Below are 16,043 nucleotides of genomic sequence, written 5' to 3'. Positions count from 1 at the left end.
ACATGATGTGCTTGCCGGCCTTGGCAGCCGCAATGGCGATCTCCGCATGCGTGCTGTTGGGTGTGCAGATGTCGACGATATCGATGTCCGGGCGCGAAACGACATCGCGCCAGTCGGTGGCGTATTCGGTAAAGCCATATTGTTTGGCCGCGTTCTGCGCCAATTCCTCGTCGATGTCGACGACCACCTTGCGCTCGATTTCAACAGGAGAACCGAACAGGATCGGCACGACGGCGGTCGCAATCGAGTGCGCCTTCCCCATGAAGCCTGTCCCGATAAGCGCAACGTTCAACTTCTTCACCGCAAAAGCCTCCATATGGCCCGGAACGCGTCCCGCACCTGATCAAACCCAAGGACCGGACATCTGTCCGGCCCGTCAAGAAACTGTAATGTTAACGTATACAACACGAGAAAATCCCAATGTCAACGATTACATTGGAAATGTGATGGGAATTGCCCCCTCCAAAAGCGGAGCACGCCAAAAGCCCGCCTCGCCGCAAACCGGGTGCTCCTATTGGCCGGGCTGAGCTAATGACGGCCGCCCTTCCGCACGAAACGTGCCGCACCTTTGATTGCGGAGAGACGCAGGCGGCGGCAGACCAGCCGTTCGAATCGTGTGTATCCAAGCGGCAGCAACTGCCGGCGAACGAAGACTGTGACGCCATCTTTCACTTGCCGTGCTTCGCTGCCGCATGACGGCGCTAGGCACCCAGCGACGGCATCTTTGAAAGAAAATGCCTGGATGAAGTTTGCGAGTTTTTACACAGCGTTCCAGTTGGTCTGGGAATCAAGCAATCTGCGGCAGCAGCTGCGCCATGCTCTCTCTTGCGTCGCCGTACAGCATCCGCGTGTTTTCGCGATAGAAGAGCGGGTTTTCTATGCCAGAGTAGCCGGCGCCCCGACCGCGTTTCGAGACGAAGACCTGTTTAGCCTTCCAGACTTCCAGCACAGGCATGCCAGCGATCGGCGACGTCGGATCGTCCTGAGCAGCTGGATTGACGATGTCATTTGAACCGATGACGATGACGACGTCGGTTTGGGAGAAGTCCTCGTTGATCTCATCCATTTCGAGGACGATATCATAGGGAACCTTGGCTTCAGCAAGCAACACGTTCATGTGACCCGGGAGGCGGCCGGCGACGGGATGAATTGCAAACCTTACGGTTTTTCCCGCCGCGCGCAGCTTGCGTGTCAATTCCGCAACACCCTGTTGGGCCTGCGCGACAGCCATGCCGTATCCCGGAACGATGACAACGCTGTCGGCATCGTTGAGTGCTGCGGCGACGCCGTCGGCATCGATGGCGATTTGCTCGCCTTCGATCGCAACTGCAAAACCGGTCGTTGCGCCGAAGCCGCCGAGAATAACCGAGACGAAGGGACGGTTCATCGCCTTGCACATGATGTAGGACAGGATTGCGCCCGAAGAGCCAACCAATGCGCCGGTGACGATCAGAAGATCGTTTCCGAGCGTAAAGCCGATCGCAGCCGCAGCCCAGCCCGAATAGCTGTTCAACATGGAGACGACGACGGGCATGTCGGCGCCACCGATACCCAGGATCAGGTGAAAGCCAATAAAGAAGGCGAGAAGCGTCATTGCGGCCAGCACCCACATATCGGCGCCTTGCACATAGACCACCAGCAAAACGGACGAAAGGATTGCTGCAGCGGCGTTGAGGACATGGCCCCCGGGCAGTTTCTGCGCCTTGCCGTCGAGCTTTCCTGCCAGCTTGCCGAAAGCGATCGCAGAACCGGTAAAGGTGATGGCTCCGATGAAGACACCAAGGGAAACCTCGACTTTCATTATCGCCATTTCCAATGGTGTCTTGCCTGCGAGAATCGCCGCAAATCCTGAAAGCTGCGCCTTGGCGGCCTCGTCTAGTGCGGCAATAGTCGCTGTCTCGAAATGTGTATTGAAGCCGATCAGCACGGCCGCCAGGCCGACGAAGGAATGCAGAGCCGCGACAAGCTGCGGCATTTCTGTCATTTGTACCTTCTTCGCGACCAGCCAACCCGCTCCGGCGCCGGCTGCGATCATCGCAAAAGTGACTGACAAGTTGCCGAAGGCCGGTCCCAGGATTGTCGCAACAATCGCTATCGCCATGCCAACGAAGCCGTAGCGGACGGCGCGCTTCGCACTTTCCTGGCCGGACAGGCCCCCAAGAGATAAAATGAAGAGCACCGCCGCCGAGACATAAGCGGCAGAAATGACACCGATAGTCATATGTGTAACCCCAACTAATCAGGACTTCCGGAACATCGAGAGCATGCGCTGCGTCACGAGAAAGCCGCCGACAATGTTGATTGTGGCGACCAGGATCGAGACAGCGGCGAGACCGATGACGATGCCGTTGCTGGACCCGATCTGCAAAAGCGCGCCGACGATCACGATTCCCGATACAGCATTTGTCACCGCCATCAACGGCGTGTGGAGGGAATGGCTAACGTTCCAGATAACCTGGAACCCGATGAAACAGGCGAGGACAAAAACGGTGAAGTGGCCCATGAAGCTGGCTGGTGCCAATGCGCCGACCAGCACGAGAAGCATAGTGCCGCCGGCCAGCAGCAGTGCCTGGGCCTTGGTCTGCTTTCGGAAGGCAATCAGCTCCTGCGAGCGCTTTTCCTCGGGACTGAGTTCCCTTGACCTTTCCTTTGGCTTCTGGGCGGCGATGGCCTGAACTCTTGGCGGCGGCGGGGGATACGTAAGTCTACCCTCATGAGTGACCGTGGCGCCGCGGATGACGTCGTCCTCCATATTGTGGACGAGGCGGCCATCCCTGTTCGGGGTCAGATCCGTGATCAGGTGGCGGATGTTGTTGGAATAAAGCGTCGAGGCCTGCTCCGCCATCCGGCTTGGAAAATCCGTGTAGCCGATAATCGTGACGCCGTTCGTAGTCACCACCTTCTGGTCAACGATGGTAAGTTCGCAATTTCCACCGCGTTCAGCCGCAAGGTCGACGATTACCGAGCCGGGTTTCATCGCCGCGACCATATCAGCAAGCCAGAGTCTGGGAGCATCACGCCCCGGTATCAGGGCGGTTGATATGACGATGTCGATCTGTGGGGCAAGCTCGCGGAACTTGCTCAGCTGGGCGTTCAGGAATTCCGGCGAGGACGGCGTCGCATAGCCGCCGCTTGCCGCCCCGTCCAACTGCTCGTTGGCAAAATCGAGGAAGACGAACTGAGCGCCCATGCTTTCAATCTGCTCGGCGACCTCGGGACGAACGTCGAAGGCGTAGGTGATCGCGCCGAGCGCCGTCGAAGTCCCGATTGCCGCAAGCCCGGCAACGCCTGCACCGATGACCAAGACCTTGGCCGGCGCAACTTTGCCCGCTGCGGTCACCTGTCCAGTGAAGAAACGCCAGAAACTGTTGCCAGCCTCGATTACCGCGCGATAACCGGCGATATTTGCCATGGACGACAGAGCGTCCATCTTCTGCGCCCTTGAGATGCGCGGCACCATGTCCATAGCGATCAGATTTACTTGGCGCACGCGGGCCATTTCGAGCAAGTCGACATTCTGGGCGGGATGGACGAACGACAGGATGGTCTTGCCTTGCCTCAACAGTGCCAGTTCCTCCTGTTGCGGCGGCCTGACCTTCACGACGACATCCGCTGCCTGCCACAGGTCCTGGGCCGCAGGCAATATCTCGACACCAGCTGTGCGATAAGCATCGTCCGACACACCCGAGCCAAGTCCCGCACCCGTTTCCACCAGGCATTCATATCCGAGCTTTTGGAGGTGCAACGCGCTCTCTGGTGTCAGTGCGACGCGCTTTTCGTCGGCATGGGTCTCCTTTGGCGCCCCGATTTTCATCTTTCCTCACAAATGGTTTGTTGACCAGCCAATGCCCGATGGCACGATCGAAGCCAGTATGGGTTCCCAATTGAATTTTGCTGTCGTCACGAAGAACGTGCGCTTCCGTTATCGATCCTTACCGGTAGGTGATTTCTATCCGGCGTTTTTCGACCAATGAACGACGCGCCGCGTCGAGAATGACCGCCGCGTCATAGGCATCAGCCAACGTTGATAGCGGAGGCGAAGCCTTTGCGAGACACTCATTCAGAAAATATTGCTCGACCTGCAGGAAACTGTCCCAATAGGTCGCATCATCCCAGAACGGGATGGATGCCTGCCCGAATTTCGTCACGTCCCAGGGAACGACACCACTTCCTTCGGTACCCAAGACCTTAAAATAGCAGGACCATGGTTCGCGACTTCTGTCGTCGGCCGAGAAACTGCCCCAGAGGTTTGCAATTTTCCCATCGGCATATTCTGCAGTGATCATGAGCTGGTCGTGCGCCCGCTTATCGTCGAAATGCACGTTCGTGCCCGTGGCGTAAACATGCGAAGGGCGCCCGAGGAAAAACAACATGCAATAGGCGTGATGAACCATCAATTCCCGCATCGTCAGGTCGGGTTCACCAATGGAGGCGTCATGACGCTTGTTATAGATCGCCCAGAAATTGACGATGTCACCCAGCCGGCCATCCTCGATATGAACTTTGAGACGGCGCATGTTCTCTGCGTAGATGTAGTTGTGCGACGGCATACAGATGCGGTCATGTCTTGCGGCGATGTCCGCAAGCTCCCGGATCTGTTCGGCTTTTTCGCAAAGCGGCTTCTCCAGGAGGACGTGTTTTCCTGCCTGGAGACCACGCTTGGCAAATTCGAAATGGGAAGCCGTGCTCGTGGCGACGAGAATGGCGTCGATCTTCTCGTCGGCGAGGAGCGCCTCGACCGAAGAGTACGCCACCCCACCGAAACGGCGGCAGAAATCCGCCGCCTTGTCCACCGAGCGATTCCATCCGCCGGCAAAAATATCTGGTCCTATTTGACGAAGTGCCTGGACATGGAGCTCGGCCACCTTGCCAAGGCCAATGATCGCGATTTTCATGGGCGTTTTCCGAATGTGAAACACTTTGGCCGTTAGCGAGGGATTTCGACCGGCCGGCACGCTCGCCACGACTCTGTTGCCGCGTCGGCAATGAGCTGGGCGCGAAGTCCATCCTCGGCGCCCGGAACCGGGGCGGTTCCGGAAGAGACTGCCTCGACGAAATGGCGCATTTCGGCGAGGTAGGCCGCTTCGAAGCGCTCGAGAAAGAAGGCTTGGGCGACAGCCTGTTCAAAGCCGCTGTTTCCCGCCCGCTCGACCAGGTTCTCAAGCACGTTGGAGACGCGAAGCATCCCCTTGGATCCGTGGACTTCCAGACGCTTGTCGTAGCCGTAAGTCGTCCTGCGCGAATTGGTGATCTGGCAGATTCGTCCGCTGGCCGTCGTTAGAATGACGGCAGCCGTATCGACGTCGCCGGCTTCCTTGATGCCCGCATCAATAAGATTGGAGCCGACTGCGAATACCGTCACCGGCTCCTCGCCAAGAACGAACCTCGCCATGTCGAGGTCATGGATCATCATGTCCCGGAAAAGTCCGCCTGAGGTTTTGATATAGGACACGGGAGGCGGGCCAGGGTCGCGGGATACGATCGAAACGGTCTCCACATCGCCGATTTCACCCGCCCGCACGCGTGCCTGAAGAGCGCTGAAGTGAGGATCGAAACGCTGGTTGAAGGCTGTCATGAAGGTAACGCCGGCAGCATTGACGGCCTGGATGCAAGAGCGAACTCGTTCGGAGGAAAGATCGATTGGCTTCTCGCAGAAGATCGCCTTGCCCGTCCGCGCTGCTGCGGTCACCAGATCGAAATGCGTGGATGTCGAAGTGGCGATGACGACAGCGTCAATATCGTTGGCATTGATAATGTCGTCGATGCGGCGAACGACCGTCTTAAAGCGCGCCGCACAGGCAGATGCCGCCTCGGAGGAAATGTCGGCAACGGCAGCAAGTTCGGCGCCTTCGATCCGTCCGATCGATGCAGCATGTACCTGACCGATGCGACCGCAGCCCAAAATGCCGAATCTAACCATCTTACGATCTCTTTCTGACCCAAGATCAAAAGGCGTCCCGCCAGGGGGTCACGTCGCTTCGACGAGGGCTCCGACGGAACCTTCGTGAGAGACAGGTGCGCATCGGGATGCGCACCTGTCTTGTCCGCCGTAGTGTCAGTTCTTGCTGATGTACTTGTCGACGTTGGCAGGATTGACCAGTTCGAACGGGATCCAAACCGGCGATTGCACCTTTTCTCCCTTTGCCATCTTGATTGCGGCGTCGACGGACCCGGCGCCTTGACCGATCGCATCTTGGAAGACGCTCACATCCAGATCGCCGGTCTGCATGTAATGCATCGCTTCCTTGGTAGCGTCGATGCCCGCAACGACGACGTCTTTCATGTCCCAGCCGGCCGCCTTCATGGAATTGATGGCACCGAGCGCCATTTCATCGTTGTTCGCGATGACGGCAGCAGGCTTGTAGCCGGCCGTGATCCAGTTGGTCATCAGGTCCTGCGCCTTGACCGGATCCCAGTTGGCCGACTGTTCGTCGATCACTTTCATGAACTTGCAGTCGGGCGTTGCGATAACGTCGTGTACGGCCTTGCTGCGCAGTTCGGCACTATGCTGCGCCAAGAGGCCCTGGATAATCAGAATCCCCGCATCGCTGGTCTTGCCGCTTTCCTTCAAAACGCGGCAAACTTCCTTCGTCTCGAGCTCACCAGCCTCGGCTTCGTTCGATCCGATGAATGCGGCCTTCGAGCCGAGCGCATCGAGGTCGCTCGGCGTATTGTTAACATAGATCAGCGGCACGCCGGCATCGGCCGCCATCTTGGTGATCGCCGGAGAGGCCGAACTTTCGACAACGTTGACGATGATCGCATCGACCTTGGCGGCGATGAAATTCTGAATTTGCGACAGCTGCTTGTTGATGTCGGCTTCCGCAAACTCGATCTGAAGCGGCTGCTTTGTCTTGGCAGCCTCATCCTTCATTCCCTGCACCATTACAGCAAGAAAGGAATCGCTATGAGAGATCGCCACGCCGATATCCCCGGCATAGGCAGAAGACGTTGCCAAAAGTAGTGCTGCAGTTCCAGTGATGAGCTTTTTCATGCGTATTCCCCTCCTTGAAGGCGGTGTGCTGGCGGCACCCGCTGTCACCGAAACGGCCTCCTCCGAGACCGGATGATATGTTAACGTTTACATACCTCGACCTACTGCGTTCTAGCGCGCCGATCACCTTCTTGAGGCTCACGGCGACAAAAATATGCTGTAAAAGGTCGATGTTAACGTATACAACATCAAAAATTGGCAATGTCAACGATTACATTATTGTTGACCAATTATTTTTTTAATCTATCATCGACAAAAAAGGGAACGTAACGATGCACATCTCCAAAGCAGCGATCCGCAGCGCGCCATTGCTTTCAGCCGCCATTTTAATGGGTATTCTATACGGTCACCCGATCTCCACCTTTCTCGCGCGGGAGGGCGTTATTATCGGTGATCTCCGGCTGATGCAGGCCCAGGCGAGCCTAGCTGTTCTGCAGCGCGCGGTTGGGGTCGATCAAGCTTCCGCCGAAACGGATCCTGCACCTTCTCCGGTTGCTGCCGGACGATGAGTCCGGCGGACTTCACGACGCAGTTCCTGTTCCTCGAGGCGGTGTCCGAGCGTGGACACGAGGAAAAATGTCTCGCCAACAAAAACGGGCCTGCTTCCCTAACGCTTTGCCTGGTCGCTATAGGCCTCATCCTCGGATTGTTATACATCCTTTAGCGCCCTGCCTCGCAAGACAATGGACGCCGTTTCATGCGAGCTTTACTCGTCTGCCTTCCGTCGAACAGCTTGGCGCAGTCGAGAATTTCAGCGCGGTAACGCATGATGGCTAGTCTGCGTTTCTCGATGCCTCCGCGGCATGGCGCCTTGGCGAGTTCAGCGATGGTATCTCAGCCCTCAGCCAACCCCGATTACAGATGAGGTAGCCAAACGCCATCATCGAAGAGAACGATCGGCCTGACCAGCGACGAAAGCCGGCTTCACAGACGCGATCGAGAGCGCGTCTGGACATGATCTAGGCTTCAATGATGGAAACCCCTAACGGCATCTCCGTTAGGCGCGGTAGCTGGCCCATGCCTCGCGAAGTGCACGCACTGGCCGGGTCTCGACGAGTGATGTTTTACACATTAGGTCGATTTTCATATCCCATTCCAAGCTCGGCACGGGAAGTCTGACCAGACCAGCCTGCATGGCGCGAGGAACAATAATCTCGCCCACAAGCGCGAAATAATCGGCCGACGCGACAAGATCGAGCATCACCGAAATCGAATTTGTCTCCACGACGACATTCAGCTTGTCGGCGGTCTGCCCGAACAGTTGATGTGAGCGTTTGATGAATTCGTCACTTTCCGGGAAAGTCACGCAACCGTAATCGAAGAGGTCCTCGATCCCGATGTCCTTCGAGGAGTTCAGAGGATGAGACTTCCTGCAAACGACAGCCAAGTGAATATCGAACAGATGAATGCAGGAAATATGTTCAGGCAGTTCCTGGGGCGGTCTGGCTGTGGCGATGACATCGAGACTGTCTCGCATCAGGTCTTCGACGAGTTGTTTGGTCAGGCCCATTTGGGCAATGACCTTAACCCCCGGAAATTTACGGTGAAAGTTGACCAACACCTTCGGAAATGAGCTGACGGCAAGCCCAGGCCCAACGCCAATCCTGATATTGCTGCCATTTTTGGAGACGACATTGTTGATGTCCAGAGCGGCGAACCGTGCCTCCTGGTCGATTGTCCGTGCGTATCGGTAAAGCGTCTCACCCGCTTCAGTCGGCTCAAGTCCTCTGGATGTTCGAACAAAAAGCATCGAGCCGATCTCATCTTCCAAAATCTTCAGGCTCTTTGTTAGGGCCGGCTGAGTGATCCCCTTGCCGAGAGACGCCTTATGCATGTTTCTTGCCTCGTAGAGGGCAAGGAAATTTTCAAGATGACGTGAAACAAGCAGACGCATATCGATAACTTTTGGATATCAGACCGCTACTATTATCTATTACTGTTTATCGATTGGCAATGTTACCCATAACTCGAGGTGTTTGATGAACGGCTTGACCCCCCGTCACGAGCATTTCGCTTGGACGACTAAATTTTCGAATGTCGGCCAGCGACGGCATGAAATTCATTCAGTCGTGGGAGGATTTGGTGGCTGACAAACTTCAAGGCATACGGCGCAGAGCGGTGTTGAAAAGCAGCTTCGGCATCGCTGCCGGGCTCACTGTCGCATTGAAGGCACCCGCCATTCGGGCACAGGACAAAAGCCTGTCCCTCATGATTCTGGGTCCAGACCAGAAGGCGGTCGCCTGGATGAAATCCGCCCTTGACGAGTTCAAGAGCGAGAGCGGCTATGCTGTCGAATTGCGCCAGTCGGATTGGGGATCCGCATTTCAAAAGCTTCTGACAGCGACCGCGAGCGGTACCTTGGCCGACGTTTGCATGATGGGCCAGGTGATGACCCCTGCCCTTGCATCCAAGGGAGCGTTCCTGCCGATCGACAGTTATCTGCAAGGTTGGGCAGAGATCGATCAATTCTACGTGCCGATGCTCAAGGACGGAGCCTTTGGCGGCAAGTCTTATGCCTTACCAGTGTATGCCGATGTGCGCACCGCGATTTATCGCTCCGACATCCTCGAGAAGGTCGGTGTCAGTGCTGCTCTCCCCACGAACTGGGACGACTTCAAAGCGCTCGCCGGAAAACTGTCCAAAAAGAACGGCGGTCCTCTGGATGCTCCCTTTTTTGCGAACCAGGACAAATCCGTCGGGCTGATGCAGACCTATTCGCAAATGCTCGTGCAAGCCGGTGGCAGCTACTTCGACGCAAAGGGTAAGTCGATCCTGTCGAGCGAATCTGGTCTTGCCGCGCTCCAGTACCTTGTTTCCTTCTTTGCCGAGGGACTGGCCAACCCGAACATCGTCTACCAGGGAACCGGTCCGACACCGCTGGTTCAGGGGCTTGCCGCGATGACCTATAATAGCGTCGTCGAGCCCCGCAACGCCCACGCCAACAATCCGGGCGTCGAGAAATTTGTCGTAGCCGGCCTGCCGCTGTCGGCAAAGCCAGGCGGCACCCCCGCGACTCTTGCCTGGATCAATAAGCTCGGCATTGGGGCGAATACAAAAGACCCCGACGGCGCCTGGCAGCTCCTTTCCTTTCTCACGTCGAAGGACTCTTCGGAGAAATTTGCCGAACTTTGGGGCGGCTTGCCCGCCCGCAAGGATCTTAAGGATGCCTCGTTCCTTGCGTCCATCAACAAGGGCTTCGTCGATGCGACCCAGTACGCCGGCGCATTGCCGATCACGCCGAACCTGCTGCAGATCCAGAAGGAGGTGAACATCGCGATGCAGTCGGCCATTCGCCAGGTGCAAAGCCCGGCTGACGTCCTTGCCGCACTCGACAGGAAGATCGATGAAATCACCCGCGCCTGACACGCTGTCGATGCCATGCGTCATCGCAATCGCAGACCGGCCTTTACCGGTTGCTTGTGACAATGTGCTGCGCCGCAAGCGGCAGGCTGGGGCGATTCTGGTCAGTCCGGCCTTCGCGGAGATCTTCCTGACCTCGATTGCTCCCCTCGCGTTGTCATTCTACTTCAGCTTCACGCACTATACGCTTCTGTCCGCGCCGGAATGGGTGGGCTTCGGCAACTACGTGGCGATCCTGAACGATCCCGTCTTCTATGAAGCTTTGAAAAATACCCTTGCCTTCGCCGTGAGCCAGGTCGGGATAGGCGTTGTCGTCGTGGTACTGGTCGCTGCGCTCTTCAACGGTCACCTATATGGCGGACCGCTCATGCGCACGATCATCTACCTTCCGCAGGCAGCGTCCTATGTGGTGGTCGCGCTCGTCTGGAACCTTCTGCTCGACCCTGCCGTCGGTCCGATCAATGCATCGCTGATGCGTTGGGGTTTTTCCCCAGCCTATTTCCTGTCCGACCCACTCTGGGCGATGCCGTCGATCGTCGTCATGAGCATGTGGCGCAACCTCGGATATTTCATGATCATCGTCCTTGCGGCGTTGAAATCCGTTCCATCGGAACTGCTGGAAGCCGCCAAGATGGATGGTGCGAATGCCTTCCAACGCTTTTGGACGATCACACTTCCGACAGTTCGCGGCGTCATATCCTTCGTTGCCATAACCTGGTTTCTGGGGGCCCTTCAGATGTTTACGCAATCCTACGTCATGACGGGCGGCGGTCCGGTCAATGCCACTCGCACGATCGTCTATCTGATGTATGGCGCCGCCTTTACCGATCTCGACATCGGCAAGGCTTGCGCCATGGCGGTCATGCTGTTTCTGCTGGTTGTGATCCTGTCGCTGGCACTGAGGATGATGTTCCGTCCGAAGGAGCAAGCGTGATGGCCGCGGGCGCTTCTGAACTCAGGGCACATGCCACGCGAAAGGACACGGGAGAACGATCCTCATCGATTTTCCAGGCGATCGCGATGATGGTCACCGCTCTGTACGCGGTCCCGATGCTCTACATCGTACTGGTGGCCCTCACCCCGAACGGGGAGTGGATCGGGTCATGGCCATCACGTTTCGATCTTTCCAATTTTTCGAACGCCTTCCTGAGCGCTGACTTCCTTCGTTTTTTCCTCAACAGTGCCGTCGTCGCCATCGGATGCACGATCCTGCAGGTCCTCCTTTCATGTGCAGCAGGATATGCGCTAGCAATGCTGCCGATCAGGGGGCGCGGCCTGATGATGCTGTTGCTCATCGCTCTGCTTGTCGTTCCTCCCGAAGTATCTATCGTCCCGTTGTTCGTGATGGTCTCCCATTTCCCGCTTGCGGGCGGGAATGACCTCTTCGGGCTAGGGGGGCAAGGATTGCTCAACACGCTGCCCGGCATCATGGTGCCGCACATCGTCAGCGCTCTTGCCATTTTCCTGATGCGTCAGTTCTACATCTCGCTGCCCCACGAGCTTGGCGATGCCGCGCGGGTCGATGGCGCGGGCGAATTTAGAATTTTTTTCGAAATATACACGCCACTCGTCAAGCCAGCGGTCGCGGTCGTGGGCGTATTCGCCTTTCAGTCAGCGTGGAACGATTTCATCTGGCCGCTGGTGACGACGTCCTCCAACGACCTGCGTACGCTTCAGCTCGGCCTGACGGTGTTCTTCCAGGATAACTCGACACAATGGAACCTGCTGATGGCTGCCGTGCTCAGCATCAGCGTGCCCATCGTCATGATGTTTCTCCTGATCCAGCGATACTTCCAGGAAGGTGCGCTTGCCGGCGCAATCAAATAAGCGCGCGGCTGCTCGCAGCCTCGCCAAGTCCTCGCAAATCCCGACGACCCGCCCAACGGGCACCCTTTTGCGCGTCGCAAGGAACGAAGAGATGAAAGCAATTCTGGTCATGTTCGACAGCCTCAACCGGCGCTTTCTGCCGCCCTATGGCTGCGACTGGATGCAATGCCCGAATTTCAGCAGGCTGGCCGCAGGGTCCGCCGTCTTCGATAATTGCTACGCGGGAAGCATGCCCTGCATGCCGGCACGCCGCGAAATGCATACGGGGCGCTACAATTTCCTGCACCGCTCCTGGGGGCCCCTTGAGCCCTTCGACGACTCCATGCCGGAAATGCTCCGCAAGGCCGGCATCTACACCCATTTGATCACAGATCACCAGCATTACTGGGAAGATGGCGGCGCCACCTATCACAATCGCTTCAGCACATACGAATTCTTTCGCGGCCAGGAAGGCGACCGCTGGAAGGCTTTGGTTCCCGCAGGCGACGACACCGTCGGTCAGGAGCCGCATCTCGCCATCCGAGGGCAGGATCTCGTCAATCGCCGCTATCTTGACGACGAAAGGGAGCATCCGCAGACAAAGGTTTTCGATGCGGGGCTCGAATTCATTCAAACCAATTGCGAACGCGATCGATGGTTCCTGCAGGTCGAGACCTTCGACCCGCATGAACCTTTCTTCTCCTATGAAAAATACCGCGAGCTTTACGCCAAGCCCTATGATGGTCCGAAGATCGACTGGCCGGATTACGGCCCCGTGACGGAGCAGCCGGAGACGGTCCAGTATATTCGCGACCAATATTCCGCGCTTCTGACCATGTGCGACGCTTCGCTCGGACGCATCCTAGACCTGATGGACGAAAAAAACCTTTGGGACGACACCATGCTGATCGTCTGTACGGATCACGGCTATTTGCTCGGCGAGCATGATTGGTGGGCCAAGATGGTGCAGCCCTGGTATGACGAAAACATCCACACCCCGCTCTTCATCTGGGACCCGCGGAGCAAGGTGAGAGGTGAGCGCCGCCAAGCCCTGGTGCAGACGATCGATTTCGGGCCGACCCTTCTGGATTTTTTCGGTCTTGCGCCAACTCAGGACATGGAAGGCCGGCCGCTGAAGGACACGATCTCGGATAACGAGACCATTCGTGAAGCAGGGCTTTTCGGCGCATTCGGAATGCATGTAAACGTGACCGACGGCCGCTACGTCTACATGCGCGGCCCGGACGATCCGGTCAATCAGAAGCTTCTGGAACATACCCTCATGCCGACCCAGATGCGGGAAAGATTCAGCCCCGAGCAACTGCGAAACGCGGAGTTGATTGACGGACTGCCATTCACGAAAGGTGCGCCAGTCTTGCGCATGCCGGCTACCCGGCCGCACATGCTCGATACCACGGTTCTCGAAACGCTATTATTCGATCTCGCAAACGATCCGGAACAGAAACATCCCTTGGCGGCACCCGACATCGAGTTGCGGATGATCAACCTCATGCTGGACCTGATGCGGCGCAACCATGCGCCCGCCAGCCAGTTCGAACGGCTCGGCCTCCCGATCGAGGGACCGGCGACGCTGGACCATACCCGCACCGGGCGGCCGAAAACACGGTGACCGCCGAGCGGAAGCGCAGCTTCATTCAATCGAACACGAGGCGGACCCATGTCGACCATCGAGATCGCAAATCTTTACAAAAACTACGGCGCATTTCCCGTGCTCACCGATATCAACCTTACGATCGAGACAGGCGAATTCGTCGTCTTCGTCGGTCCGTCCGGCTGCGGCAAATCCACATTGCTGCGCTGCATATCCGGCTTGGAGGGTGTGTCTCACGGGACGATTTCCATTGATGGCAAGGTCGTGAACGACCTCGCGCCCGCCAAGCGCCGGATCGCGATGGTTTTCCAGAGCTATGCTCTTTATCCCCATATGAGCGTGTTCAAGAACATCGCCTATCCCTTGCGGATTGCTGGCGTTTCCAAAGAAGAGCAGCGCCGCAAGGTTGAAACCGTCGCCCGGAAGCTGCATCTGAGCGACTATCTCGATCGGCTTCCGAAGGCTTTGTCCGGCGGACAGCGGCAGCGTGTCGCGATCGGCCGCGCCATCATCCGCGATCCGAACATCTTCCTCTTCGACGAGCCGCTGAGCAACCTGGATGCGGCCTTGCGCGTCCAGATGCGGCTTGAGCTGACCACGCTGAAGAGCCAATTGCCGGACACGACGATGATCTACGTGACGCACGACCAAGTCGAGGCGATGACGATGGCCGACAAGATCGTCGTTCTGAACGGAGGCATCATCGAGCAGGTCGGCACGCCCATGGAGCTTTACGACCATCCGAAAAGCGAATTTGTCGCCGGCTTCATCGGGTCACCAAAGATGAATTTCCTGACGCGTTCCAATGCGGAGCATTTCGGCGGAGCGCGCATCGGCATTCGGCCGGAACATCTCGAACCGCAGGCCGACGGCCCGTGGCGTGGGCAGGTCACGCATGTCGAGCACCTTGGCGCGGACACCTTCGTCTATGTCGATCTCGACGACGAGGAAAGCCTGACTGTTCGCCTTGGCGGACGAAGCGCTATCGCTTCGGGGCACAATATCGCAGTTGGCCCCAAGGGACGGGTTTACCGTTTCGATCCCGACGGCCGCACCATGATTTGACGTGAGATGATTGGCGTGCCGGATCGAGGCCGAACAGGATGGCGATGAGTGAGGAGCTGAAATCAAACCACGAGGCCTGTTGCTGCGGACAGAGGATACCTTCGGGCTCGTCTGGAAACGGCAGCCCGGTATCCGCGCCGATCGACATCCGGGCCCAAAACCTGCACGACGATGTCCTCCTGTCTGGAGGAACATTCGAGATGGGAGACGCATTCGGCGAAGGACGTGAGAGCGACGGAGAGAGGCCGGTCCACACTGTCTCCATAAGTCCTTTCCGGATCGACCGCACATGCGTGACCAACGACCAGTTCGAAGGGTTCATCGCGGCAACGGGCTATGTGACAGACGCGGAGAGGATAGGCGACTCCGCGGTGTTTGCCGCCTTTGTGGCGGCAGAGAGTGGAGACCTCGTCGGCCATCATGACACGCGCTGGTGGCTGACGGTGAGGGGCGCGGATTGGCGGCATCCCTTCGGCCGCCACTCGAGCATCGAAGATTCAGGCAAGCATCCCGTCGTCCATGTCAGCTACGACGACGCACAGGCCTATTGCAGATGGGCAGGACGAACCCTACCGAGCGAAGCAGAGTGGGAATATGCCGCCCGGGCCGGACACAAAGGCCTCAGATTTCCCTGGGGCGACGATCTCGAACCGGACGGCGTCCATATGGCGAATATCTGGCAGGGTAATTTTCCCGGACGCAATACCGGTGCCGACGGCTGGCTGGCGACGGCACCGGTGGCAAGTTATACGCCGAGCGATTTCGGCCTGTATGACATGATCGGCAATGTGTGGGAATGGTGCGCGGACTGGTACGACAGGGACTATTACACGCGATCGCCGTCGCTCGACCCTCTGGGCCCTGCAACGGGCGACCGCCGAGTTGCGCGCGGTGGCTCGTATCTATGCCATAGAAGTTATTGCAAGCGTTATCGCATTGCCGCCCGTCTGTCTAACACCCCCGAATCGACCGCCTGCAATTTGGGTTTTAGAACCGTCTTGCGGTCAGATCGCGGATAGGTCACACGCCTTGAACGGATTAGAACCACAAACAACCTGCGTGAAAGCTATACGCCTACCAAACGTTATCGTCCTTGCTCACCTGCCGGGCCGGTTCCCTTAGATCCATTGTGCGATCTTCTTGGCCTAAACGTGAACCCCCATAGCCACAAATCGGACCCTTGCCCGGAAATCTCTCGCCGTGCCA

At 57.6% G+C, this 16,043-nt stretch carries 14 protein-coding genes; 7 read left to right on the top strand and 7 right to left on the bottom strand.

Annotation, left to right across the window (positions count from 1 at the left end):
- The 6 genes from ATY77_RS04270 to ATY77_RS04245 form a co-directional block, all read right to left on the bottom strand.
- Positions 1-301, bottom strand: a 301-nt coding sequence (locus ATY77_RS04270) for a Gfo/Idh/MocA family oxidoreductase (protein ID WP_190237576.1), incomplete at its 3' end; no start/stop codon positions are given.
- Between the two features lie 486 nt (positions 302-787).
- On the bottom strand, positions 788-2,221 hold the full coding sequence (locus ATY77_RS04265) for an NAD(P)(+) transhydrogenase (Re/Si-specific) subunit beta (protein WP_088686203.1): 1,434 nt from the start codon (positions 2,219-2,221) through the stop codon (positions 788-790).
- A gap of 18 nt (positions 2,222-2,239) precedes the next feature.
- The gene (locus ATY77_RS04260; RefSeq protein ID WP_088686202.1) at positions 2,240-3,814 is read right to left on the bottom strand and encodes a Re/Si-specific NAD(P)(+) transhydrogenase subunit alpha; all 1,575 of its coding nucleotides are present in this window, start codon (positions 3,812-3,814) and stop codon (positions 2,240-2,242) included.
- A 118-nt stretch (positions 3,815-3,932) separates the two neighbouring features.
- Entirely contained in the window at positions 3,933-4,895 is a 963-nt protein-coding gene (locus ATY77_RS04255) for a Gfo/Idh/MocA family oxidoreductase (RefSeq protein WP_088686201.1), read from the bottom strand.
- A gap of 32 nt (positions 4,896-4,927) precedes the next feature.
- Positions 4,928-5,920, bottom strand: a complete 993-nt coding sequence (iolG, locus tag ATY77_RS04250) for an inositol 2-dehydrogenase (protein WP_088686200.1) — start codon at positions 5,918-5,920, stop codon at positions 4,928-4,930.
- A 135-nt stretch (positions 5,921-6,055) separates the two neighbouring features.
- A complete protein-coding gene (locus ATY77_RS04245) occupies positions 6,056-6,994 on the bottom strand; it encodes a substrate-binding domain-containing protein (protein WP_088686199.1) in 939 nt (312 codons plus the stop codon).
- 272 nt (positions 6,995-7,266) lie between these two features.
- Between ATY77_RS04245 and ATY77_RS04240 the strand changes: the two genes are divergently transcribed.
- Complete coding sequence (locus tag ATY77_RS04240; RefSeq protein WP_088686198.1) at positions 7,267-7,503, top strand: hypothetical protein; 237 nt, start codon at positions 7,267-7,269, stop codon at positions 7,501-7,503.
- A 488-nt stretch (positions 7,504-7,991) separates the two neighbouring features.
- Here ATY77_RS04240 and ATY77_RS04235 read toward each other — a convergent pair whose 3' ends face one another.
- On the bottom strand, positions 7,992-8,888 hold the full coding sequence (locus tag ATY77_RS04235) for a LysR family transcriptional regulator (protein WP_088676036.1): 897 nt from the start codon (positions 8,886-8,888) through the stop codon (positions 7,992-7,994).
- A 188-nt stretch (positions 8,889-9,076) separates the two neighbouring features.
- Between ATY77_RS04235 and ATY77_RS04230 the strand changes: the two genes are divergently transcribed.
- The 6 genes from ATY77_RS04230 to ATY77_RS04205 all read left to right on the top strand — a co-directional run bounded on the left by ATY77_RS04230 (position 9,077) and on the right by ATY77_RS04205 (position 15,856).
- Entirely contained in the window at positions 9,077-10,357 is a 1,281-nt protein-coding gene (locus tag ATY77_RS04230; RefSeq protein WP_245314288.1) for an extracellular solute-binding protein, read from the top strand.
- The gene (locus ATY77_RS04225) at positions 10,338-11,288 is read left to right on the top strand and encodes a sugar ABC transporter permease (protein WP_245314287.1); all 951 of its coding nucleotides are present in this window, start codon (positions 10,338-10,340) and stop codon (positions 11,286-11,288) included. The genes ATY77_RS04230 and ATY77_RS04225 overlap by 20 nt, the downstream gene beginning before the upstream one ends.
- On the top strand, positions 11,288-12,181 hold the full coding sequence (locus tag ATY77_RS04220; RefSeq protein ID WP_088686197.1) for a carbohydrate ABC transporter permease: 894 nt from the start codon (positions 11,288-11,290) through the stop codon (positions 12,179-12,181). The genes ATY77_RS04225 and ATY77_RS04220 overlap by 1 nt, the downstream gene beginning before the upstream one ends.
- A gap of 91 nt (positions 12,182-12,272) precedes the next feature.
- On the top strand, positions 12,273-13,790 hold the full coding sequence (locus tag ATY77_RS04215; RefSeq protein ID WP_088686196.1) for a sulfatase: 1,518 nt from the start codon (positions 12,273-12,275) through the stop codon (positions 13,788-13,790).
- A gap of 48 nt (positions 13,791-13,838) precedes the next feature.
- Entirely contained in the window at positions 13,839-14,837 is a 999-nt protein-coding gene (locus tag ATY77_RS04210; RefSeq protein WP_088686195.1) for an ABC transporter ATP-binding protein, read from the top strand.
- 44 nt (positions 14,838-14,881) lie between these two features.
- On the top strand, positions 14,882-15,856 hold the full coding sequence (locus ATY77_RS04205) for a formylglycine-generating enzyme family protein (RefSeq protein WP_088686267.1): 975 nt from the start codon (positions 14,882-14,884) through the stop codon (positions 15,854-15,856).
- The last annotated feature ends 187 nt before the right edge of the window (positions 15,857-16,043 follow it).

The sequence above is a fragment of the Rhizobium sp. R634 genome, assembly GCF_002211305.1.
Classification (GTDB): Bacteria; Pseudomonadota; Alphaproteobacteria; order Rhizobiales; family Rhizobiaceae; genus Rhizobium.
This window is presented reverse-complemented; position numbering and strand designations above follow the sequence as displayed.